21 protein-coding genes are annotated in these 23,218 nt (G+C 53.0%); 5 read left to right on the forward strand and 16 right to left on the reverse strand.

Annotated features, from left to right (window positions below):
• Window positions 1-55 precede the first annotated feature (55 nt).
• Genes bcsC through bcsR form a run of 6 tightly spaced genes read right to left on the reverse strand, consistent with a single transcriptional unit; the run spans window position 56 to window position 10,541 of the window.
• Window positions 56-3,529, reverse strand: coding sequence for a cellulose synthase complex outer membrane protein BcsC (gene bcsC, locus FEK47_RS04520; RefSeq protein ID WP_138183120.1), 3,474 nt, complete (start codon window positions 3,527-3,529; stop codon window positions 56-58).
• Entirely contained in the window at window positions 3,511-4,617 is a 1,107-nt protein-coding gene (bcsZ, locus tag FEK47_RS04525) for a cellulose synthase complex periplasmic endoglucanase BcsZ (RefSeq protein ID WP_131161492.1), read from the reverse strand. The genes bcsC and bcsZ overlap by 19 nt, the downstream gene beginning before the upstream one ends.
• 6 nt (window positions 4,618-4,623) lie before the next feature.
• Entirely contained in the window at window positions 4,624-6,963 is a 2,340-nt protein-coding gene (gene bcsB, locus FEK47_RS04530) for a cellulose biosynthesis cyclic di-GMP-binding regulatory protein BcsB (protein ID WP_135487075.1), read from the reverse strand.
• Between the two features lie 10 nt (window positions 6,964-6,973).
• Window positions 6,974-9,592: a UDP-forming cellulose synthase catalytic subunit gene (gene bcsA, locus FEK47_RS04535; protein ID WP_130210108.1), complete on the reverse strand. Its 2,619-nt coding sequence runs from the start codon at window positions 9,590-9,592 to the stop codon at window positions 6,974-6,976.
• Window positions 9,589-10,341 carry a cellulose biosynthesis protein BcsQ gene (gene bcsQ / locus FEK47_RS04540; protein WP_138183121.1) on the reverse strand — a complete coding sequence of 251 codons (753 nt, stop codon included), beginning with the start codon at window positions 10,339-10,341 and terminating at the stop codon, window positions 9,589-9,591. The genes bcsA and bcsQ overlap by 4 nt, the downstream gene beginning before the upstream one ends.
• Before the next feature lie 11 nt (window positions 10,342-10,352).
• Window positions 10,353-10,541 carry a cellulose biosynthesis protein BcsR gene (bcsR, locus tag FEK47_RS04545; RefSeq protein ID WP_064527810.1) on the reverse strand — a complete coding sequence of 63 codons (189 nt, stop codon included), beginning with the start codon at window positions 10,539-10,541 and terminating at the stop codon, window positions 10,353-10,355.
• A 273-nt stretch (window positions 10,542-10,814) separates the two neighbouring features.
• On the opposite strand from bcsR, the gene bcsE reads away from it, so the two are divergent.
• Genes bcsE through bcsG form a run of 3 tightly spaced genes read left to right on the forward strand, consistent with a single transcriptional unit; the run spans window position 10,815 to window position 14,250 of the window.
• Window positions 10,815-12,386: a cellulose biosynthesis c-di-GMP-binding protein BcsE gene (gene bcsE, locus FEK47_RS04550; protein ID WP_135385357.1), complete on the forward strand. Its 1,572-nt coding sequence runs from the start codon at window positions 10,815-10,817 to the stop codon at window positions 12,384-12,386.
• Entirely contained in the window at window positions 12,383-12,574 is a 192-nt protein-coding gene (gene bcsF, locus FEK47_RS04555; protein WP_130216286.1) for a cellulose biosynthesis protein BcsF, read from the forward strand. The genes bcsE and bcsF overlap by 4 nt, the downstream gene beginning before the upstream one ends.
• Window positions 12,571-14,250 carry a cellulose biosynthesis protein BcsG gene (gene bcsG / locus FEK47_RS04560; protein WP_135405362.1) on the forward strand — a complete coding sequence of 560 codons (1,680 nt, stop codon included), beginning with the start codon at window positions 12,571-12,573 and terminating at the stop codon, window positions 14,248-14,250. The genes bcsF and bcsG overlap by 4 nt, the downstream gene beginning before the upstream one ends.
• 86 nt (window positions 14,251-14,336) lie before the next feature.
• Here the strand turns inward: bcsG and FEK47_RS04565 are convergent, their stop codons facing one another.
• From FEK47_RS04565 to FEK47_RS04585, 3 genes are all read right to left on the reverse strand, one after another.
• Window positions 14,337-14,444, reverse strand: a complete 108-nt coding sequence (locus tag FEK47_RS04565; RefSeq protein ID WP_074399497.1) for a type I toxin-antitoxin system toxin Ldr family protein — start codon at window positions 14,442-14,444, stop codon at window positions 14,337-14,339.
• 374 nt (window positions 14,445-14,818) lie between these two features.
• The gene (locus tag FEK47_RS04575) at window positions 14,819-14,926 is read right to left on the reverse strand and encodes a type I toxin-antitoxin system toxin Ldr family protein (protein ID WP_002431793.1); all 108 of its coding nucleotides are present in this window, start codon (window positions 14,924-14,926) and stop codon (window positions 14,819-14,821) included.
• A 374-nt stretch (window positions 14,927-15,300) separates the two neighbouring features.
• Window positions 15,301-15,408, reverse strand: a complete 108-nt coding sequence (locus FEK47_RS04585) for a type I toxin-antitoxin system toxin Ldr family protein (RefSeq protein WP_074399497.1) — start codon at window positions 15,406-15,408, stop codon at window positions 15,301-15,303.
• 74 nt (window positions 15,409-15,482) lie between these two features.
• Between FEK47_RS04585 and FEK47_RS04590 the strand changes: the two genes are divergently transcribed.
• Both FEK47_RS04590 and FEK47_RS04595 read left to right on the forward strand, forming a co-directional pair.
• A complete protein-coding gene (locus FEK47_RS04590; RefSeq protein WP_167854650.1) occupies window positions 15,483-15,653 on the forward strand; it encodes a hypothetical protein in 171 nt (56 codons plus the stop codon).
• A gap of 230 nt (window positions 15,654-15,883) precedes the next feature.
• Window positions 15,884-17,155 carry an amino acid permease gene (locus FEK47_RS04595; protein WP_135486836.1) on the forward strand — a complete coding sequence of 424 codons (1,272 nt, stop codon included), beginning with the start codon at window positions 15,884-15,886 and terminating at the stop codon, window positions 17,153-17,155.
• Between the two features lie 15 nt (window positions 17,156-17,170).
• Here the strand turns inward: FEK47_RS04595 and FEK47_RS04600 are convergent, their stop codons facing one another.
• The 7 genes from FEK47_RS04600 to dppB all read right to left on the reverse strand — a co-directional run bounded on the left by FEK47_RS04600 (window position 17,171) and on the right by dppB (window position 22,956).
• Entirely contained in the window at window positions 17,171-18,178 is a 1,008-nt protein-coding gene (locus FEK47_RS04600; protein ID WP_135486837.1) for a HipA domain-containing protein, read from the reverse strand.
• Window positions 18,178-18,489: a HipA N-terminal domain-containing protein gene (locus FEK47_RS04605; RefSeq protein WP_130210092.1), complete on the reverse strand. Its 312-nt coding sequence runs from the start codon at window positions 18,487-18,489 to the stop codon at window positions 18,178-18,180. Before FEK47_RS04605 ends, FEK47_RS04600 begins: the two co-directional genes overlap by 1 nt.
• Window positions 18,474-18,797, reverse strand: coding sequence for a helix-turn-helix transcriptional regulator (locus FEK47_RS04610; protein ID WP_130260126.1), 324 nt, complete (start codon window positions 18,795-18,797; stop codon window positions 18,474-18,476). Before FEK47_RS04610 ends, FEK47_RS04605 begins: the two co-directional genes overlap by 16 nt.
• 223 nt (window positions 18,798-19,020) lie before the next feature.
• The gene (dppF, locus tag FEK47_RS04615; RefSeq protein ID WP_135486838.1) at window positions 19,021-20,034 is read right to left on the reverse strand and encodes a dipeptide ABC transporter ATP-binding subunit DppF; all 1,014 of its coding nucleotides are present in this window, start codon (window positions 20,032-20,034) and stop codon (window positions 19,021-19,023) included.
• A complete protein-coding gene (gene dppD / locus FEK47_RS04620) occupies window positions 20,031-21,014 on the reverse strand; it encodes a dipeptide ABC transporter ATP-binding protein (protein WP_135405349.1) in 984 nt (327 codons plus the stop codon). Before dppD ends, dppF begins: the two co-directional genes overlap by 4 nt.
• A gap of 10 nt (window positions 21,015-21,024) precedes the next feature.
• Window positions 21,025-21,927 (reverse strand): dipeptide ABC transporter permease DppC, encoded by a 903-nt coding sequence (gene dppC, locus FEK47_RS04625; RefSeq protein WP_130258811.1) that lies wholly within the window; start codon window positions 21,925-21,927, stop codon window positions 21,025-21,027.
• Between the two features lie 9 nt (window positions 21,928-21,936).
• The gene (gene dppB, locus FEK47_RS04630) at window positions 21,937-22,956 is read right to left on the reverse strand and encodes a dipeptide ABC transporter permease DppB (protein WP_021550012.1); all 1,020 of its coding nucleotides are present in this window, start codon (window positions 22,954-22,956) and stop codon (window positions 21,937-21,939) included.
• Window positions 22,957-23,218 lie beyond the last annotated feature (262 nt).

Raw genomic sequence — 23,218 nt, forward strand, 5'->3', positions numbered from 1 at the left:
TGCCGCCCGAGTATACCCGATCGCAGCGGCATTAAGAGAGGCGCTATCTGAAAACTTACCAGTCGGCGTAAGGTATCAGCGGCTGTGGCGGTAAATCCATATCGCCCTGCCATCCGGCGGCAGAATACCGTACGTAGAGCAGGAAATGGCTTGGCGCATAATCTTTCGCCTGTTGGATATCAATCGCCGTGCCGACAAACCAGTTGGATGTGACGCGTCGTTCAAGTAACGCTCGCGCCGTATAGCCAAAGCCCTGGCTGCTACCGCCACCATTGGTCTGGTCAGCGGCGTCGTCTTTCCAGTCATTCGGAATCAGGTTCATCAGCGGATAACGCGGCATGGTTTTAGTGCGCGAGTGCGACCATGAGCCAGACGCGCCCAGCTCCCATGACCAGTTTTCCGTGCGCTCACGCCACATCACCGGTACGGCAAACGACAGATACTCCTGCGGGCTGTAGTAGCCGCCCTGCCCAAGTGAGTACCCACTCAGGTCTTTGTCGTAATGCCAGATCATGTTGTTCAGGCCGATAGTGACGCGACGATTATTCTGGTTGATGACTTTATAGTAATAGCCCGTCATCCAGCGCACGCGCCAGTTATCTTCGACATTTTTGCCGGTTAACTGGTCACCGCTAAGTGATGCCCAGACGCCGTTTGCCTCGCCTTTATCATAGCTCAGACTTAACCCCACACCATCGGCACGTACGCCGCCCCATTTTTTCCCGGTATTGCTCGGAGAGTCTTTCTGTCCGCCGAAGGCAAGTAATGAACTGGAAATAGGTCGGCGATGGGCGTTAACGGTGTAGCCAAGAGGACCGATATCGTCGCTGTAACTGACGCCGCCGACCACGTCCACGACATTGAAGCCCATCGGCGTGGTGCCGATATCCCAACTCCAGACGTCATTTCGCCAGCCGACTGCCACGCTTGCGCCAGAATCCGACTGGCTGCGATTACCACTACAGTCCTGCAACGTACAGGTACCCCAGTTGTTATCCCATTTGCCCTCAGCATCGGCGGAGAAACTGCCGACATTCATATTGACGAAATCGCTGCGGAAGAACATTCGTCCGTCCGCATATGGCGCATCTACCTGCAACATGGTGGTGTGCGCTTTCAGATCGGAGTATCCGCCAGTGCCGCTCGATCCCCAGTAGTCGTGCTCCAGGGTGACGTTAAGATCCTGCTGACGATAGAGGTCCGCCGCATCGCTACGTACGCCGCGTTTCAGCCAGTCATCTTTCTCGTCGTTGCGGGTCAGTCGGGTAAAGGTGTCGTTATCCTGCGGACGCGTCGTGGTCACACCGGATGCGACCATCGCGTCTTTGTAGGTTTCCAGCGCCTGCTTTGGATCGCCCGCCTGTGCTTCAAACTTCGCACCATCGCGCAGTACCATCGCGCTTTCCATCGACGGCGGCTGAGATTTTGCCTGCGGGATCAGCTTGTTAAATGTCTGCTGCGCCGCTGCGGTATCGCCAAGCTGCGCCTGCGCCAGCGCCACGCGCCGCTGAGTGTTCAGAGAGGCGTTATCGGTGGCGGGCAGTTTCGCCAGCTGGCTACGTGCCGCCGCGTTGTCACCGGCAGCGATATCCACTTCCGTCAGACCAAGAATGGCGTCGGCGTTAGTTGGCTCGCGCGTCAGGACGTTCTGATAAGCTGCGCGGGCGGCGGTGTAATCGCGCCGTTGCTGCGCCCAGTCGGCCAGGGTGAGATCAATGCGTGTGGAAGGTGGTTGCTGACGCAGCATCGCTTCCGCTTCGGCTTCTTTGCCGCTTTCACGCAGGCGATTGGCTGTTTCCAGCACCTGATCGCTTTGCAGCCGGTTCACCAGTTCATGAATATTGCTGTTCCACTGCGCGCGCGGCAGGCTGTTGATATGCGCCAGTGCCGCCCGGTCCTGATCATGACCGGAGAGATACAGCCCGTAGGCGTAAACCTGCTCCGGGTCGTTCGGCTTCTGCTGCGCCAGATTGCGCATCAGAGTATCAGCCTGGCTGCGTTGTCCGGCCTGCCAGAGATCCTGCGAAAGTCGGTAAGTAATCCACACACTGCCGGGGTCCAGCGCCAGTCGCTGGCGCTGAAGTGCTGCTGCCTGCGCCCATTTGCCCTGTTTTTCCAGCGCTTCGGCCTGCTGTGACAAACGGTCGTTTTGCAGACTACGTTCAATATCGTCAACGCTGCGCCGCTGGCTGGCAGAGAGCGAGGCAATAAATGCTTCAGCCTTTTCTGGCGATTGCTGGCGATAAAGATTCGCCAGACCGCGCACGGCGTTGGTGTTGCCGCTGTCCATCCGCAGCGTCTGCTGATAATAACGTTCAGCTGCGGGGTAATCTTTGCGCGCCATCGCCACATCACCCAGCCCCAGCACCGCATAGCTGTCAGTATTATCTACATTGCGCGCCTGCTGGAATAACCGTTCCGCCTGATCAGGATTGTTTGCTTTAAGCGCGGCATCGCCCTGCTGGATCGCCAGCCAGTAGCGGTTTACTTTCAGCAGGCTGTTCCATTTGTCGTTGTTGCTACTGTGCGGGTCCAGCGCGAGGGCTTTCTCCAGATTCACCACCGCATTGGCGCGATCGCCTTTCTGAGAATACGCCTGGCCCAGCGCCCCCAGCGCTTCACTGTCTTTCGGGTTAGCACGCACCGCCAGTTGCAACTCAGGGATAGCTTTACCCGCCATGCCTGAATCCACCGCCGCTAAACCTTGCGCACGAGCGCGGAAAGCAGGATCGGCCAGTTGTTTTTGTTGTTCTGCCAGTTGCGATTGTGCAGCAGCCACGTTGTCGCCATCGCTAAATATTGAGAGATATTTTTTCAGCGCCTGCACGCTGGCATCGCTGACAGGCATGTCTTTAATCTGCCCGTACCAGATTTTAGAAGCACCATCACGACCGGCGTTAGATTTCGCCATCTGCTCCAGCACCGCAAAACCTTCGTCACGGCGATCGCTGCTAAACAGCAATAGCGCCAGATTGTTTTGCAGGCCCGTGTTGCCCGGCGTATCCGCATTGATGCGTTTTAGCTGATTAATCGCTTCGCCACGGCGAGCCGGAATTTTCGCCACAGTACTCCAGTACTCGACGGCAATATCACCTTCCGGCGGCGCCCCATTGAACAGTTTGTTGTAACCCGCCACGGCTTCTTCCGCATGCCCGGTGGTGGCCTGCAATCGTGCCTGTTGCAGTGCCTGGCGACCATCCGGCGTGGAAAGTAACATCGTCGTCCGCGACGATTTGTAAGCGTTTGAACTCGGCGCTAATTGCGACAATCGGTCGAGTTGTTTTTGCGCCCCATCAACATCACCCTGCCGTAACAGAGAGCGAAAACGGGCAGCAACGACGTCCGGGTTATTCGGATCAATAAGCTCCAGACGATACAGCGACTGCTGCACCAGGTCTTCGCGGTGAGTCGCTTCGCCAACTCGTACCTGCTCCAGTAACTGTTGCTGGGCGGTTGGCGCCGCCTCGACCATCGGCATCACAGCCAGACCGAGGGAAAGTGTGAGGATGTTTAGTGTGAATTTGCGCATTCCTGGCCCCAGTCAGGCAATAACTCACCTTTTGTCGAGAAGCGGAAACGGTGTTGATCCCAGCCTTGTCCGAACAGGGTCAGCACATAATTGTAATAGGCATCGCTGCCAGGAAAGTTATCTGCCACACGCTGGCGCTGTACAGCCTGCGCGTCACGGTCCTGAAGAAACGGCAACATAGCCGCAGAAAAACCTACCGGCCCTTGCCCCTGCGCTTTACCCGTAGCGACATCAACTTTCTCCGGCGGATAGCCGTTCTTCTCAGTAAATGTCGCCATCGGTTTAAAACGCGCTAACAGCCGTGCTTTTTGCGGATCAGTATCTGGCATCATGCCGACCCACATATAAACGCGAATGGCGTCATAGCTGCTGATCAGCGTTTTTTCAGCTTTCAGCTGCCAGCCTTTATCTTTTTCATAACGTACCCAGTCAGGCGAAAAACCTTTCGGTGCAGTTTCCAGCAGCAAACGTTGATTCGTTTCGCGCAACGTAGTCCAGGGCGCGCCAAAGCGGGTGAAATACTGTGCCAGCGTCGGTGGTAGATAACTCGGGTTCAGACGCCAGGAGTTATTCTCGGCAAAGCCGACTTTTCCCGGTAACAGCATCGAACCCAGCCCCGGCACCGTCACCACTTCCTCTTGCGCAATGCGTTTTAACAATGCGCTGCCGATGTCGGTATAACGTTGCTCTTTCCACAATCGCCCCGCCTCAAGCAACGACCAGGCCATCCAGATATCACCATCAGAGGCCGAATTGCTGTCCAGCACTTCCCACTTACTGTTCTCTTTTTTGCCCCACAGCCAGGCAGGCAAATGTTCGTTTAAGGCCCCCTGAGCAAGATTGTTCTGGGTCCAGTCAAGTAGGTTGTCAAATGTCGCACGATCATTAGCCGCCAGGGCAAAGAACATGCCGTAGCTTTGCCCTTCAGAGGTGGTAATTTTGCGTGCGTCACTGGGGTCAATGACGCGCCCTTCCTGACTGATGTAATCCTTTTTGAACTGCTCCCAGGCAGGCCAGTTGCAAGCTGCCTGAACACTGAAGGCAGCCAACAGCAGCATCGTCACGATCCCACTACGCAAAACTTTCATCATCGATTACTCATTATCCGGATTAAGACGACGACGGCTGATGATGCGCAGCAGACGCCACAGTACCCAGGCCAGCAGCACCACGCTGATTGCCGCCAGTATCGCCAGCAGAATCGGATGGTTCGCCAGTGCGTACCATAAACGTTCAAACCACGGCAGATGACCGACGTAATAGACGTCGCCAACGCGCAGGCTGTTAACACCGGACTCGCGAATCACCGCTACGGAACCAAACATAGTGGCGCGTTTACCGCTGTCGTTCACCGCATCGTTAAGCATCTCGTAACCGCGTGGACTATCCGCCAGTAACGCAATCACGCTGCGCTGGTCGTTATACGGTGACTGGAAGCCAATCACCGCCGCCATCGCACCAGAAGAGGTCAGTGTGGACTGAGTTTCTGCTGCGCGGTCGTTTTCGTCTGGCACAATGCCGGGGAACGGAGTCTGGCGCATCGGCGTTTTCACCCAACTTTCGGTAGCCTGCACCAGCATATCGATCTGCTTATCGTCTTTTAATTTGTCCGGGATACCACCGATGATCATGATGTCGGCATCTTTGCCCTGAATGGCGCTGCCATCATCGGTCACCGTCAGATTAATCGCCGGGAAGCCCGTCTGTGCGCCGATAAAACCAACAGTATTCAGCAAGGTTTCCATCTGTGCTTCGTTTGGTGTTTTTGGCATCACGGTAATGGTTTGCGACAAATCCGCCATCCGGCTGAACGGGAAGCCCGCATTAGCAAACGCGCGCAGATCCGGCATCGGGATGAAGTGGTAATACTTTGAGAAATCAATAGTTGAGTCATCGCCGATCACGACGTGATTCTGCACCGGCTGGAAGGTAATGCAGTTATCCACCGAACCGCCCGGCATTGGGTTCATATACTCAAAATCGAAACGCAACTGGTTGGTCGCCCCCAGTTTCAGCGCCGGAATGGAGACATCGGTTTTACCATCCAGCAAACCTTGCAACACCGGGATCCGCAGCAGCAGGCGGTTCGCCTCCTGTTTACTGCTCAGGTTGAAAGATTGCAGGAACTGGTTGTTCAGGCTGATATCCATCCGCGAGCTGTCTTTCACCGGCGGCATGGTGTAGCGATAGTTGATATCCATATCGATACCGGTGCTGCGCATCAGGTAGAGATCTGGCGGCAAGTTCAGCGAGATGTTAATCGCTGCCGGCTCCAGCCCGCTGGACTGTAACTGTTCTTCATAGGTTTTCAGCTCACCAAAGGTGACCGGACGATCGGTTCGCACCCAGTTTGGCGCATCGTACGGTTTACGCGGCAATAGCGGTTTAACATCGTTCACCACTACGCTGTCGCCACGGAACAAAATATTGCCCTGAGCAATGCCTTTCGCCGCCTGCAATAGGTCTTTGTCATCACGTCCAAAGACCACCAGCAATTTGACGTAAGGATTCTCCGGATGGTTGATCATCTCAATCACCGGGGCTTTTACTGCCGGATGATCGCGCAGGAAGTCCGGTCGCTTGTCATTGGTCGCAAAGACAATCGCATTGCGGTCCGGAAGCTGATTATAGAGTACCGGGAAGTTCTGTCCGCGCCAGCCAGAACGGGAACCAAACCACGACGCAACAATCGCCGAAGCCTGTTGCAGACCAACATCCGGCGCACCAGCAAAAACTATCGGCAACGTATTGGCTCGGTTATCCCTCGGGTCGAAAAACGGAATCGGGAAGTGCGACAGATCATTTTTCACATTCAGTGATTGATATGTCAGATCCAGTCCGCTACTGCGTCCGACATCCAGCCAGAGCGTTGTGCTGGCCGGGTTTTCACAGACATCCTGATAATGACCAACAAACTCCAGCCGCACGCGGTTGAAGTCGGTGATAAACAGCGGATTAATCGGCATTTGCGCCAACGTCTTTTTACCCAACTGCTCTTTGGTCACTGGCAGCACGCCCATCAACTCATCGTTCAGATAGACTTTCAACTGTGACTGTATCGGCAGCAGTGATGGCGACGGCGTATATTCAAGGTTAAGCATCGCCTTCGTCACCACTTCATCACTGCGCATACCAAACTCTATGCTGCCGTTCGGGTTAATGCCACGCAGTACCATGCTGCCCGGCGGCGGCGCGATTTGCGCAAAGGTCAGCTTCACATCGCGCGAAGGGCCATTCTGCGCCACGATGGGCGCGTCCGCGCCCTGCACGCCTGGCATCACCTGTCCGACCCGCGGATTTTGCTCCGCCTGGGCGGGTACAGCTGGCTCAGCATTGATCAGTGGTTGCGTCGTCGGTGTCGCCTGCGTCATGAAAGAGGGGAACGCACTCATCCCCATAGCCACTGCACAAATCCAGAATAGTTTTCTTTTCATCGCGTTATCATCATTGTTGAGCCAAAGCCTGATCCGATGGTTGTACCGTTTCGCTCCGCTCCGGGCGACGCGGAATGAACGAAACAACCCAGGAAACCAGAGAAGTCAGCACACGGAAAATGCCCTTCACCGAAGAAGGCGCAAACTCCGCCAGGTGGCGGTAGCCACGGAAGCCGAGCTTCAAAATATCCAGCAGACTTTCCAGCGGCTTATCTTCCGGGTAGCTGTCCTGCCAGAGCGCCCATGTATCCGCACGGGCAAACGTACACTGCACAAAATCGATATGTTGCTGGGTAGTGAGCGGCATCAATTGCAGCCCCACTTCGTTACCCATCACGCGCGCAACCTGAGTCGGGAAGGCATACTCTTGCTGACCGCGTTTGAGCAGCAGATTCACTTTCTGTCCTTCCAGAATCTGCGCCTGACCGTTGATCTTGATCCCCAGGCCGCCGTCAGAGAAGTCCTGAACGGTGCAGGAGAAAAGATGCCCATCTTCCCGGGCAATCGCCGCTGGCATGGTCATCTCAACACGGTGTGAACGACGTACCTGCTTGCTTTCTACCGATACCGCTACTGCGCCGCCGAGAATAATCAGGTTGTAGAACACCCAAACCATACTAACGACCACGGTGAGCATTTCGGTCGGCGGGCCATAGAAGTAACGCCAGATGCCGACAGCAACACCGACCAGGTTGAGTAATACGAGGAAGATGTACGGTCGCGAGATCACCCAGTCGACGTACTCTTCCTCCACCAGACCACCTTTGGCGGTGACGTTAAATTTGCCTTTGTGCGGGTTAATCAGCGCCACCAGCGTCGGCGGGGCGATATACCAGGCGAGCACCGTCTCGTAGATTTCGCTCCAGAAGGAGTGGCGATATTTACCCTGAATCTTCGAGTTGGTCAGGCTGGCGTGAATCATATGCGGCAGCACAAACAGGGCGATCATCAACGCAGGCGCGTAAATGATGTAGGCGTGCAGCAGCAGGAACGCCAGCGGTGCGGTCAGGAAGATCAGCCGTGGAATCCCCGACAAGAAGTGGAACATAGCGTTGACGTAGCACAGCCGTTGGGCGAATTTCAGCCCTTTACCGGTAAGCGGGTTATCAAGACGAAAGATTTGCACCATCCCGCGCGCCCAACGGATACGCTGCCCAATGTGCGCCGAAAGGCTTTCAGTCGCCAGCCCCGCCGCCTGGGGAATACGCATATAAGCGGAAGTGTAGCCACGACGGTGTAAACGCAGAGAAGTATGCGCATCTTCAGTAACGGTTTCGACCGCGATGCCGCCAATCTCGTCCAACGGCTTACGACGAATCACCGCACAGGAACCGCAGAAGAAAGTGGCATCCCACATGTCATTACCGTCCTGCACCAGACCGTAGAACAGCGTGCCTTCGTTCGGCGTTTTACGAAAACGCCCCAGGTTGCGTTCGAATGGATCTGGTGAGAAGAAGTGGTGAGGCGTCTGCATCATCGCCAACTGCTTTTCTTTCAGGAACCAGCCCATGGTCATTTGCAGGAACGAACGTGTGGGAACGTGGTCGCAGTCGAAAATCGACACGAACTCGCCTTTGGCATATTTCAGTGCATTGTTGATGTTGCCTGCTTTCGCATGTTCATGCGTCGTTCGGGCGATATATTTCACCCCAACGTTTTGCGCAAACTGGCGAAACTCTTCCCTGCCGCCGTCATCAAGGATCCAGATGTTGAGTTTGTCTTTCGGCCAGTCGATACCCAGCGAAGCATAAATGGTGTTTTTCACCACGCTGAGATCTTCGTTGTAGGTCGGTACAAAGATATCCACCGACGGCCATTGCGACATGTCTTTCGGCAGCGGTACTGGCTGACGATTCAGTGGCCATACCACCTGGAAGTAGCCGAGCACCAGCACAATCCACGCATAAGTTTCCGCAAATAGCAGGATTAAGCCACATACCAGGCTGACCGGATCATCCCAGTTCAACGTCGAGGTATATCGCCACCAGATATAGCGACACGAGACAGTCAGCGACAGCACAATCAGCATCAGCGCCGAGAAGCGCCCTGGCATACGCCGCACCATTAGCGCCACGCCCCACAGCAACATCAGGAAGATAAATTGCGACAACGGGTTAAAAGGCTGAGTGACGCAAATTAGCGCCAGAATCAGCGAGAAAGTCACAATGACGCCAAGAATAAAACGCCGTGCTCCGGCGCTCAGATGGCCCAGTTCTTTTTTCTCATCAAGATGTTGCGTGTTCTGGCTGACACGCTCTGGCAGTTTGTCCATCCATTGATGGTAACGCCCACGGATATTCTGCAAGCCAGAAAATGCCCGCCAGCGTGGTTTTGGCGTCTCTCTGCGTGAAGCGCCGATCAACAACCAGCAAGTCTGAATGACATAGCGGACCGGATCCAACGGGCGCGGACGCGAAGCGTTGATATGTGGGTAAAGATTTTTATGTTCTGCGCGAATACGCTGCCAGCGCGGGTGTTCAAGCGGTATGAACACCCAGGCCAGGATCAGCCAAAAACAGCCAAGCGTCGCGCTGAAAGCCGATGCGCCGTGACGACGATAATCCCGATAACGCCCGATAAGACGCGCGTTGACCGGCGGGATAAGCAACCACCGGGTCAAGATACTCATGACGCGCTCCCGACTGGCTTTTTCAGCCCGGAATAGTTCAACAGGCACCAGTTTGCCAGCGTCAGAACTTCCTCCGCCGCCAGCGCATCACTGCGGTATTCACCTAACGGCTGTTTCGCCGCCAGGCATTCAGCCATTGCTTCATCGCGATGAATCAACATTGGCAGTAACCGGCGCTGGCTTTGCAACCACAACTGGTAAATATCTTCCTGAACCTGGCTGCCAATGCGGAAATCATTAATCAATATATGCGCGCCAGCAGGCAGTGCTTGCTGATGCAGCCGAATATGGCAGTTAGCATCCACTTTAACGATTGCCAGCGAGTGATCGCACAGGCTTAGGATTTGATGCGTTATCTGCGAGGCGTCGCGCGGTAAGTCGATCAAAATCCATTGATAACGCCCACTGGCCTGCAGCTGCTGCAAGCCTTCGCAAATTGCACTCAACTGAGTTTGCCAGTGCTGGGGATTCTCTTGCTCTTCAATGGTTAACTGACCAAAAGGCAGCAGATCGAGCTGCGAGGTATAGCGCATCCCGGCATCTCGCCAGTCCTGACCATCCAGTATGGCTCTGGCCCAGCCCTGACGATGGGTAAAATCAACGTTGAACGACAAGCGCAACAAATTGTCCGGGCAGGCATCAACCACCAGGACATTTTCTCCCAACATTTGCAATGACCAGGCCAACGCGGCGGTGATGGTTGTTGTACCCACACCTCCCCGCACCCCCTGTAATCCCAGTACGGCCATTCACTACTCCCCTACTTCTGTTGCGCAAACTCAGCCAACAATGGCCAGCGTTTTAACGCTGCAGCCAACTGCTCACGCTGAGAAATATCGGCATAATCGATATCAGGCAGTGAAAACGCCTGCTTTAACGCCAAAATATCATTCTGAAAGATATAGCCTATCGCGGGATCAGGCAGAGTATCCTGTTCGTTGTTATTCATTATGCTTAATCTCGATAAAATATACCCGCCACGCATCAGTCAATTCTAATCGACAGAATTTTGCCCGTATAATGCCAGACGGCAATACGTAATCCGTTCATTTTTTAACTTTCATGTACGCAACTAACGAAAGTAAAAAACGAAAAGACTGATATCATAAGGCTTCCAGCCTGCTAAATTGATTCACATGCTAAATCTGATAAGTTTTAATTTCAATGGTAGGTTTATTTCTTAGCTTTCGCTAGTAAACTGATAATCAGACAAAATGGTGACTTGAGGGACGTTGTGGACCCTGTATTCTCTATCGGTATCTCATCTTTGTGGGATGAGTTGCGGCATATGCCAGCAGGCGGCGTCTGGTGGTTTAACGTCGATCGTCAAGAAGATGCTATCAGCCTTGTGAATCAAACGATGGCTTCTCAAGCTGAAACCGCGAAAGTCGCGGTCATTAGCATGGATAACGATCCCGAAAAAACCTTTAAATTAGATGATTCTCACGGACCGGAAAAAATAAAATTATTTTCAATGCTAAATCATGAAAAAGGGCTATACTATTTGCCCCGTGATTTACAATGTTCTATTGATCCCGAAAATTATCTTTTCATTCTTGTTTGTGCCAATAACGCATGGCAAAACATTCCAACTGAGCGGCTTCGTTCATGGCTGGATAAAATGAACAAGTGGAGCAGATTATACCATTGCTCACTGCTGGTAATTAATCCAGGAAATAATAACGATAAACAATTTTCATTGTTGCTGGAAGAGTACCGTTCTCTTTTTGGCCTCGCCAGTTTGCGTTTTCAGGGCGATCAACATCTGCTGGATATCGCCTTCTGGTGCAACGAAAAAGGGGTTAGCGCCCGTCAGCAACTCATCGTTCAGCAGCAAGAGGGTATCTGGACGTTAGTTCAGCGTGAAGAAGCGGAGATCCAACCACGCAGCGATGAAAAACGCATTCTTAGCAATATTGCTGTGCTGGAAGGCGCCCCCCCGTTATCAGAACACTGGCAACTGTTCGACAACAACGAAACTCTGTTCAATGAAGCCCGGACTGCACAGGCTGCAACCGTCGTTTTCTCTTTACAGCAAAATGGGCAAATTGAACCACTGGCCCGCAGCATTCATACCCTGCGTCGCCAGCGTGGTAGTGCGATGAAGATCCTCGTGCGGGAAAATACCGCCAGCCTGCGCGCCACGGATGAACGCCTGCTACTGGCCTGTGGCGCTAACATGGTTATTCCCTGGAACGCCCCGCTCTCCCGCTGTCTGACGATGATTGAAAGCGTGCAAGGGCAGAAGTTCAGCCGCTATGTTCCGGAAGATATCTCGACCTTGCTGTCAATGACCCAACCGCTGAAGCTGCGCGGTTTTCAAAAGTGGGATGTGTTCTGTAACGCAGTAAATAATATGATGAACAACACGTTGCTGCCTGCGCATGGTAAAGGGGTGCTGGTAGCACTGCGCCCGGTTCCTGGCATTCGTGTTGAGCAAGCCCTGACACTATGCCGTCCAAATCGCACTGGCGACATTATGACCGTTGGTGGAAATCGACTGGTCCTGTTCCTCTCATTCTGCAGGATCAACGATCTGGATACTGCGTTGAATCACATTTTCCCGTTACCTACCGGCGATATTTTCTCTAACCGTATGGTCTGGTTTGAAGATGACCAAATCAGCGCCGAGCTGGTGCAAATGCGTCTGCTGGCCCCGGAACAATGGGGGGTGCCACTGCCTTTAACTCAGGCCTCCATGCCGGTAATCAATGCCGAGCATGATGGGCGTAACTGGCGACGAATACCGGAACCGCTGCGACTGTTGAGTGATCCTGTGGAGCATTCATCATGATGACCATCAGCGATATCATTGAAATCATTGTCGTTTGTGCGCTTGTTTTTTTCCCGCTGGGCTATCTGGCGCGCCATTCCCTACGGCGCATTCGTGACACCCTGCGTTTGTTATTTGCGAAACCTCGTTATGTAAAACCGGCCGGTACGTTACGCCGTGCAGAAAAAGCCAGGGCTACCAAAAAATGACTCAATTTACCCAAAATACCGCTATGCCTTCTTCCCTCTGGCAATACTGGCGCGGCCTTTCTGGCTGGAACTTTTATTTTCTGGTTAAGTTCGGCCTGTTGTGGGCGGGTTATCTCAACTTCCACCCACTACTCAATCTGGTATTTGCCGCATTCTTGCTAATGCCGATTCCGCGCTACAGCCTGCATCGCCTGCGCCACTGGATCGCCCTGCCGATCGGCTTTGCCCTCTTCTGGCATGATACCTGGCTACCTGGCCCGGAAAGTATTATGAGCCAGGGGTCACAAGTGGCAGGCTTTAGTACCGATTATTTAATCGATCTGGTCACGCGCTTTATTAACTGGCAGATGATTGGTGCTGTCTTTGTTTTGTTAGTGGCCTGGTTATTCTTGTCGCAATGGATTCGCATCACCGTTTTTGTGGTCGCCATTCTGGTATGGCTGAACGTACTTACGCTGGCTGGTCCAAGTTTCTCCCTGTGGCCAGCCGGTCAACCGACCACCACGGTAACAACGACGGGCGGTAACGCTGCGGCAACAGTCGCGGCAACCGGCGGCACGCCAGTAGTTGGAGATATGCCAGCGCAAACTGCGCCACCGACAACCGCAAACCTCAATGCCTGGCTGAATAATTTCTATAACGCCGAGGCGAAACGTAAATCGACCTTCCCATCCGCGCTGCCAGCGGATGCGCAGCCATTTGAGCTTCTGGTGATTAATATCTGTTCGCTTTCATGGTCGGATATTGAAGCTGCCGGATTAATGTCACATCCGTTGTGGTCGCATTTTGATATTGAGTTCAAGAATTTCAACTCTGCAACCTCATACAGCGGTCCGGCGGCGATTCGTTTGCTGCGCGCCAGTTGCGGTCAGCCATCGCACACCAATCTGTATCAACCAGCAAATAATGACTGCTATCTGTTCGATAACTTGTCAAAACTGGGCTTTACCCAGCACCTGATGATGGGACATAACGGCCAGTTTGGCGGCTTTCTGAAAGAAGTTCGCGAAAACGGCGGTATGCAAACCGAATTGATGGATCAAACAAATCTGCCGGTTATTTTACTGGGCTTTGATGGTTCGCCGGTTTATGACGATACTGCCGTGCTTAACCGCTGGCTGGACGTTACCGAAAAAGATAAAAACAGCCGTAGCGCCACGTTCTACAACACGCTTCCACTGCATGATGGCAACCATTATCCGGGCGTCAGCAAAACAGCGGATTACAAAGCGCGAGCGCAGAAGTTCTTTGATGAACTGGACGCCTTCTTTACTGAGCTGGAGAAATCGGGTCGTAAAGTGATGGTCGTCGTAGTACCGGAACACGGTGGCGCGTTGAAAGGTGACAGAATGCAAGTTTCTGGTTTGCGTGATATCCCCAGCCCGGCAATCACTAATGTACCGGTTGGCGTGAAATTCTTCGGCATGAAAACACCACATCAGGGCGCGCCAATTGTCATCGACCAACCAAGCAGCTTCCTGGCAATCTCTGATCTGGTGGTTCGCGTTCTCGATGGCAAGATTTTCACCGAAGACAATGTTGACTGGAAAAAACTCACTAGTGGATTACCACAGACTGCGCCTGTTTCCGAGAACTCGAATGCGGTGGTCATTCAATATCAAAATAAACCGTATGTTCGCCTGAACGGTGGCGACTGGGTGCCTTATCCGCAGTAATTACAAAAAAGGCCGCAGAGTTTTACCCCTGCGGCCTGGTCCGGGCGCAAATTGCCATTACGGCAGCCTGACGCCCGCATGACACGTTACTTCCGCTTATTCAGCCAGCTCACGATCAGGCTGGCAAGAATGCCAGCAATGACCGGAGCCGCTAAATCGTGCCAGAAGGCCATGCTCAACTCTGCGAGCGTCATATAGCCGCCTCTGTTGTAATGACAACATTTCGCGGCTATCCTTGAGTTGTTGATGTTCAAGAATGGCCCCCGTCATATTGTCAGGTGTACACCTGCAACGTGCGGGGGTTTTCTCTTTCCAGCAACCAATGCCGCCGGGGATAAAGCCCCCGCAACATTGCGCCTCACCGGAATCCTTCCGGCTTGCCGCTGATTCTACGATTGTTTTTCTGTTCCGGAATCCGTCACTTCTTCACTCTGTGCTGCGCATTCCGCAGAATATTATCCGCTTGCAACCGTTACATTTTTCTTACGAAAAAGGCCGCAGAGTTCCCCCCTGCGACCTGGTCCGGGCGCAAATTGCCATTACGGCAGCCTGACGCCCGCATGACATATTACTTCCGCTTATTCAGCCAGCTCACGATCAGGCTGGCGAGAATGCCAGCAATGACCGGAGCCGCTAAATCGTGCCAGAAGGCCATGCCCAACTCTGCGAGCGTCATATAGCCGCCTCTGTTGTAATGACAACGTTTCGCGGCTATCCTTGAGTGGTCTAGGTTCAAGATTAGCCCCCGTGATGTTGTCAGGTGCACACCTGCAACGTGCGGGGGTTTTCTCTCTCCAGCAACCAATGCCACCGGGGATAAAGCCCCCGCAACATTGCGCCTCACCGGAATCCTTCCGGCTTGCCGCTGATTCTACGATTGTTTTTCTGTTCCGGAATCCGTCACTTCTTCACTCTGAGCTACGCATTCCGCAGAATATTATCCGCTTGCAACCGTTGCATTTTTCTTACGAAAAAGGCCGCAGAGTTTCCCCCTGCGGCCTGGTCCGGGCGCAAATTGCCATTACGGCAGCCTGACGCCCGCGTCGCATATTACTTCCGCTTATTCAGCCAGCTAACGATCAGGCTGGCGAGAATGCCAGCAATGACCGGAGCCGCTAAATCGTGCCAGAAGGCCATGCTCAACTCTGCGAGCGTCATATAGCCGCCTCTGTTGTAATGACAACGTTTCGCGGCTATCCTTGAGTTGTCTACTATCAAGAATGGCCCCCGTGATGTTGCCAGGTGCAGACCTGCAACGTGCGGGGGTTTTCTCTTTCCAGCAACCAATGCCGCCGGGGATAAAGCCCCCGCAACATTGCGCCTCACCGGAATCCTTCCGGCTTGCCGCTGATTCTACGATTGCGTTTTACCGTCAGCATCTGGCAATTTTCCTCACTGCGTGATGCCTTCCAGCTTAATTTCTTTGTTTACAATAGTTGCAGTTCATATCCGAGCTGACTCCAGACTGGTAGTGAAATGCGCAATTTTGTAGAATTGCGCCTCCTCGCAATCTCCCCAGTGAATCTGTTGTCTCATTCGTTACACACTGCGTATTCAACTTCTCTACCAGTTGCGCAAGAGAAGCTGGGGTTATTCATTTTTACGAGGCTGACTTCTTTCTGGACAGGACTTTATGCAGCACAACACACAACCATTACACGATCACAAATTGCCGTTTACGCGCTACGACTTCGGCTGGGTTTTATTATGTATAGGAATGGCGATTGGTGCCGGAACCGTGCTGATGCCGGTACAAATTGGCCTGAAGGGGATTTGGGTATTTATTACCGCTGCAATCATTGCTTATCCGGCAACCTGGATAGTGCAGGACATTTATTTAAAGACACTTTCAGAAAGTGATTCCTGTAATGACTATACAGATATTATCAGTCATTACCTGGGCAAAAACTGGGGAATTTTCCTCGGGGTTATCTACTTTTTGATGATTATCCACGGGATTTTTATCTACTCTCTCTCCGTGGTTTTCGACAGTGCCTCATACCTGAAAACCTTCGGTTTAACCGATGCCGATCTTTCACAATCTCTACTTTATAAAGTCGCTATTTTCACCGTACTGGTGGCGATTGCGTCTGGTGGTGAAAGGTTGCTATTTAAGATCTCCGGGCCAATGGTGGTGGTCAAAGTCGGCATTATTGTCGTGTTCGGTTTTGCGATGATCCCGCACTGGAATTTCGCCAATATAACCGCCTTCCCACAAGCCTCCGTATTTTTCCGCGACGTCCTGCTCACCATTCCATTTTGTTTCTTCTCTGCGGTATTTATTCAGGTGCTTAACCCGATGAATATTGCCTATCGTAAACGGGAAACAGATAAAGTACTGGCAACTCGGCTCGCGCTGCGTACCCACCGGATTAGCTATATCACGCTCATCGCGGTGATCCTGTTTTTTGCCTTTTCGTTTACCTTCTCAATTAGCCACGAAGAAGCCGTTTCTGCCTTTGAACAAAATATCTCGGCACTGGCACTAGCCGCGCAGGTGATCCCCGGGCATATCATTCATATCACCTCTACGGTGCTGAATATCTTTGCCGTACTGACCGCATTCTTTGGCATTTACCTCGGTTTCCACGAGGCCATTAAAGGCATTATTCTCAATCTGTTAAGCCGAATTATTGATACCCAGAAAATTAACTCGCGTATGCTGACTCTGGCAATTTGCGCTTTTATCGTCATTACGTTGACGATTTGGGTTTCGTTTCGTGTATCGGTGCTGGTGTTCTTTCAGTTAGGAAGCCCGTTATATGGCATTGTGTCGTGCCTGATTCCGTTTTTCCTGATCTCTAAAGTTTCACAACTGAAAAAACTACGCGGGCTAAAAACATGGCTTATCCTGTTTTATGGCATTTTGCTGTGCTTTTCGCCGCTGTTGAAGCTGATTGAGTAAAAGTAACGGGGCTGCTCACAGCAGCCCCAGACGATGTCGATAGCATTTCAGTACAGCCTGGATATGCTCCTGAATCATAAAGGACTGTTCATACGTTTCCATAACAATGGTATTTTCTTTACGTATATCCTGAAAGATTTTTTCCAGCAATCTGGGCGCTAATCCCATCGATTCACCCAACAGCAAAAAGTCCTGCCCGATATACTCGCCATAACCACTGTCAAATCCAGGAGCCAGTTCCCGACCGCCTTCTTCTCGCATCAATAACGGCAGCGCCAGATAGTTTGAGTGAAAATATTCCGGATAGGGAGCGACAGAAACAAAGTCATACACCGGCGCTAACGCTGGCATCAAACCATCGGAGTACACTAAGCCAAAGTTTCGTAAATGCATGTCGTTATTACCCAGCAACCAGGCGTAAACAATGCGACGAAAGAGATCGATTTTAAATGCGATGTTGTCGTTAACATGGGCAATTAAAAATCGGGCCAGCGTTTCATAGCTGACGTATTGCTCGTTATCATTTCCCGTTTTGCCATATTTATCTGTAATCTGCATCGCGCCATCAAGTTGCTCCTGATGCACTGGCTGCCCCTTGTCATCCCGGTCATAGCGCCGGATAACAAACGCGTATTCAAGCTCCTCCTCTGATTGTGGTGCAAAACTCAGCAGGCCATGCACAGGTACGTCAAATCCCAAACGAGACATCAATGTCATTGTTGCGTGTTCATTTTCGGCCAAACCGGGAAAGTCGGCTGGAGAGGGCTTAAGGATAAAATTTCCCTGATGATCTACGACGCGGAACTCTCCTTCATCCAGCACTAATTGCAATTTGGGCTGGTAACCGGAAATACTCATCCCTTTTTGTTGACGCGGAAGTTCCTGCACAAACTGAGTTCGCGTAAACCCCAGCCGAGGATTCAATTTTGCAGTGCCGCTCAGGCGCTTCAACCCCTGTGTCGAATATCCGCGCTGTTCGTCACGTTCATTCAGCGGCGTTAACAGAATGCGACAATTCGCCATTATTCCTCCCAAGGTAAAATCTGGATTGCCCCCAGCAGATTCTTGCCGTTATCAATAAGCATTCCCAGCGGATCGTTTTCGTCACGATGCTGTATCTGGCTGTAGCGTTGACGCAGCCATCCTTCTGGCGCCAGTGAGGCAAAATAAGGATGCAACGTCTCACTGGGAAACTGACGCTGTGCGACGGGCAGACTGATTGAGATTGCCGGTCCGTGGTAATCCGGGGCGTACTGGAACAAAAAACCACTGTCGTTCTGAGAGAGTTCACCCACTACCTGACCATAGAGCAACACTTTCACTCGTCGATGCATAGTTTCACTCCAAGAACGTTCGCCACCGCAAACACACTGCCGAATTTAACCTGTTCAGGATCCTTAAAAAGTCGCTTTAACGTGGACGTTGAGATCCCCGTTTGTAGTTCAAGTGTGTATAAATCAATGCCCAATTCTTTGCGACGTGCGTTCAGTTGTTCCCCCAAATGACGGGGAGTCTCAATGGTCCGGAGGGGGCGTGGTTGACTAATATTCGGCCCCTGGATAAGTTTCTTCTGCAACTCCTGGAGCTGGTCGCCGATCGCTTTCAACTCTTGAGCCAGATTCTGTGACCCCGTGTAGATCATTAAAGAACCTTTCAATTTATAAAAGACAAAAAAAGATCATTTATGGTTAAATGAATTCGTTAAGCGTCATAAATGAACCATTTTTTATTAATGATTATAATTTAGCTCATATATAATCCATTTGCAATAAAAATGGTCAAAAAAGATCTATAAGTGATAGTTAAAGCACAAGAGGGTCATATTTGACATGAGACCAGCATGAAAACCGGTCTCATCGGGTGGGTTATACAGCTGGCTTCTGCGGATTTTCATCCTGATCAACAGCAAAGCAGGCAACCAGTTGACCGCCGTAGTCTTTTAGCTGTGGCTGCAACTGGGTGCAGGGGCCGAAGCGTCGACGACAGCGGGCGTTGAAGGCGCAGCCCGGCGGTGGATTCAGCGGGCTTGGCAGTTCACCGGTGAGCTTGATACGCTCGCGGCGATCGTCCGGGTTCAGGCGCGGCGTCGCAGAGAGCAGTGCCTGGGTGTACGGATGACGTGGGTTATTGAAGATTTGGTCCTTCGTTCCCTTCTCCACGCAGCGGCCCAGGTACATTACCATCACTTCATCAGCAATGTGCTCCACCACCGACAGGTCATGCGAGATGAAGACATAAGACAGCCCTAACTCCTGCTGCAAATCCATCATCAGGTTGAGCACCTGCGCACGCACCGAGACGTCCAGCGCGGAAACCGGTTCGTCGGCAATCACCACATCCGGGTCGAGCATCAGACCACGGGCAATGGCGATACGCTGACGCTGACCGCCGGAGAACATATGCGGATAGCGGTCGTAATGCTCGGTTTTCAGGCCAACTTTTGCCATCATCGACAAGGCTTTTTCCCGACGCTGTTCTTTGCTTAAGCCGGTGTTGATCAGCAGCGGCTCTTCGAGAATTTGCCCGACTTTTTTACGCGGATTCAGTGAACCGTAGGGGTTCTGGAAGACGATCTGGATTTTCTGCCGACGCAGCTTCTGCGCCTGCGGATCGTGCTTGAGCAGATCCTGCCCCTGGTAATACAGTTCACCGCCGGTAGGTGTTTCAATCATCGTCAGCAACCGACCGAGGGTCGATTTACCGCAGCCAGATTCACCTACTACCGCCAGCGTTTTGCCACGTTCAAGGTTAAACGAAACGCCATCCAGCGCCTTCACCAGACGTTCCGGCGCGAACATGCCTTTCTTCACCGGGTAATGTTTTTTCAGGTCGATAGCCTGCAACAGCGGTTGTTGCGAGGTGGCCTCTTGCGTACTCATAGTGTCGGCCTCCCGGCATCATCAAGTGGGTAATGGCATTTGGACTGACGCCCGTCAGCGAGCATATTCAGCGCCGGTTCTTCAGCGCGACATCTGTCAGTGGCATAGGGGCAGCGCGGGTTAAGCAGGCAGCCGTTCGGGCGGTCGTACTTGCCGGGAACGACGCCAGGCAACGATGCCAGACGTTCTTTGTCCTGAGCAAATTCCGGCAGCGCACGCAGCAATGCCTGAGTATACGGGTGACGCGGCGCATGGAAGATGGCGTGCGCATCACCGGTTTCCACCACCTGGCCTGCATACATCACGATGATTTTATGTGCCGCTTCCGCCACCAGCGCCAGGTCATGGGTAATCAACACCAGCGCCATGTTCTCTTTCTGCTGTAGCTCCAGCAACAGTTCGATGATTTGCGCCTGAATGGTCACGTCCAGCGCGGTGGTCGGTTCATCGGCAATCAGCAATTTTGGCCGACAGGCAATCGCCATGGCGATCATCACACGCTGGCTCATGCCGCCGGAAAGCTGATGCGGGTAAACATCCAGACGCGATGCCGGATCGGGAATACCGACCAGATTCAGCAGGTCAATCGCCCGCTGACGGCGGGTACTTTTGTTGCCGCCCTGATGCACCTTAATCGCTTCCATAATCTGGAACCCCACGGTGTAGCACGGGTTAAGGCTGGTCATCGGGTCCTGGAAGATCATTGCCACTTCGGCACCCACCAGATTGCGGCGCTCTTTTTCTGAGATACGCTGCAAATCCTGGCCGTTAAACTCCAGCTTTTCTGCCATCACGCGGCCCGGATAATCAATCAGCCCCATAATCGCCAGTGAACTGACCGACTTACCAGAGCCAGACTCACCCACAATCCCGACCACTTCGCCCTGTTTTACGCTGTAGCTGATGCGGTCTACGGCGCGGAACGGTGCGCTTTCGTCGCCGAAATGCACCGATAATTTATCTATATTTAATAACGCCATCTCGAACCTCTTACTGCTTCAGTTTGGGATCGAGCGCGTCACGCAGACCGTCACCCATCAGGTTAAATGCCAGCACCGTCAGCAGGATCGCCAGACCCGGGAAGGTCACGACCCACCAGGCGCTTTGCGCGAACTGCAACACATCGGAGAGCATGGTGCCCCACTCCGGTGTTGGCGGCTGCGCCCCCATGCCGAGGAAACCAAGAGCAGCCATATCGAGAATGGCGTTAGAGAAACCGAGAGACGCCTGAACAATCAGCGGTGCAAGGCAGTTGGGAAGAATATTGATAAACATCTGGCGCAGCGCCCCGGCACCTGCCACGCGAGACGCGGTGACGTAATCGCGATTCACCTCCACCAGCACGGCGGCGCGGGTTAAGCGCACATAGTGCGGCAAGGCAACGAAGGTTAGCGCCAGCGCGGCGTTACCAATCGACGGGCCGAAAATCGCCACCAGCACCAGCGCCAGCAGCAGACTTGGCAGCGCCAGCATGATATCGACCACACGCATGATGATGTTATCGACCAGGCCGCCGAAGTAACCGGCGATCAGGCCGAGAATAACGCCCATAATCAGCGATAACACCACCACCAGACAGCCAACCAGCAGCGACAAGCGCGCGCCGTACATCAGGCGCGACATAACGTCACGACCGACGTCATCTGTACCGAGCAAGTGCGCCATACTGCCGCCTTCCTGCCAGGCTGGCGGGGCGAGCAGTGCATCGCGGAACTGTTCCGCCGGGTTATACGGCGCAATCCAGTTGGCAAAGATCGCGATAAACAGCACGATGACGACGTAAACCAGCCCGACGACCGCGCCTTTGTTGCGTTTAAAATAGTGCCAGAACTCCTGTAAAGGGGTCATCGGCACCGGTGCGCTAATCACTTTATTTTCAGTAACCTGTGACATGATGTCCCCTTACTTCTTATGACGAATACGCGGGTTCACCACGCCGTACAGCAGATCGACCAGCAGGTTGACGAGGATAATCATCGTCGCCACCAGCAATACGCCGCCCTGCACTACCGGATAGTCTCGACGTTGCAGTGCGTCAATCAACCAGCGCCCAAGACCAGGCCACGAGAAGATGGTTTCGGTCAGAATCGCCCCCGCCAGCAATGTTCCCACCTGGAGGCCGATAACGGTCACCACCGGCAGCATCGCGTTACGCAGCGCATGGACGATAATCACCCTAAGGCGGGTCAACCCTTTGGCGCGCGCGGTGCGGATGTAATCTTCACCCAGCACTTCCAGCATCGAAGAGCGCGTCATACGCACGATAACCGCCAGCGGAATTGTGCCCAGCACCATCGCAGGTAAGATCATATGGGCGACGGCATCGATAAAGTTACCGTCTTCACCCCAGATAGCGGTGTCGATCAGCATAAAACCGGTTAACGGATTGGAGTCGTCAAGGAACACCATGTCGCTCACGCGACCGGAGACGGGCGTCAGGTTCCAGTGCACCGAAACCAGCATGATCAGCATCATGCCCCACCAGAAAATTGGCATCGAGTAGCCGGTCAGCGCCAGGCCAACCGCAGTGTGATCGAAAATGGAACCGCGTTTAACCGCAGCCAGCACACCAACCGGAATACCGACTGCCGTAGCAAAAATCATCGCGCAGACACCAAGTTCCAGCGTGGCCTGGAAGCGCGGCACGAACTCTTCCCAAACCGGGATGCGGCTTTTCATCGAAATGCCTAAATCGCCGTGCATTACGCCCCAAATGTAATGGAGATACTGCTGCCACATCGGTTTATCCAAGCCGAGTTCAGCCAGCAGCTGCGCGTGACGCTCTGGGGAGATCCCACGTTCGCCCGCCATGATCATCACCGGATCGCCCGGGATCATGTGGACAAAGGCAAATGTGAGAAGGGTAATACCGATAAACGTGGGGATGACGAGTCCCAAACGTCGGAGAATAAACTGCAACATAACCCGGATTCTCTATAGTGACCCGCAGCCTGGAACTGCGTGTCTGTATTGCTCACAAATCAATTCCCGCCCGTGCCGGACAGAGAATGAAGTATTGCTGCCGGGTGGCGCTGCACGCAGAGGCACAGCGCCACCGGGTATACAGATTGTTGACAAAGTGCGCTTTGTTTATGCCGGATGCGGCGTTAACGCCGTATCCGGCCTACAAAATCGTGCAAACTCAATACATTGCAGAATTATCGTAGGCCTGATAAGCGGAGCG

This window comes from Escherichia sp. E3659, from assembly GCF_005781135.1.
Taxonomy (GTDB): domain Bacteria; phylum Pseudomonadota; class Gammaproteobacteria; order Enterobacterales; family Enterobacteriaceae; genus Escherichia.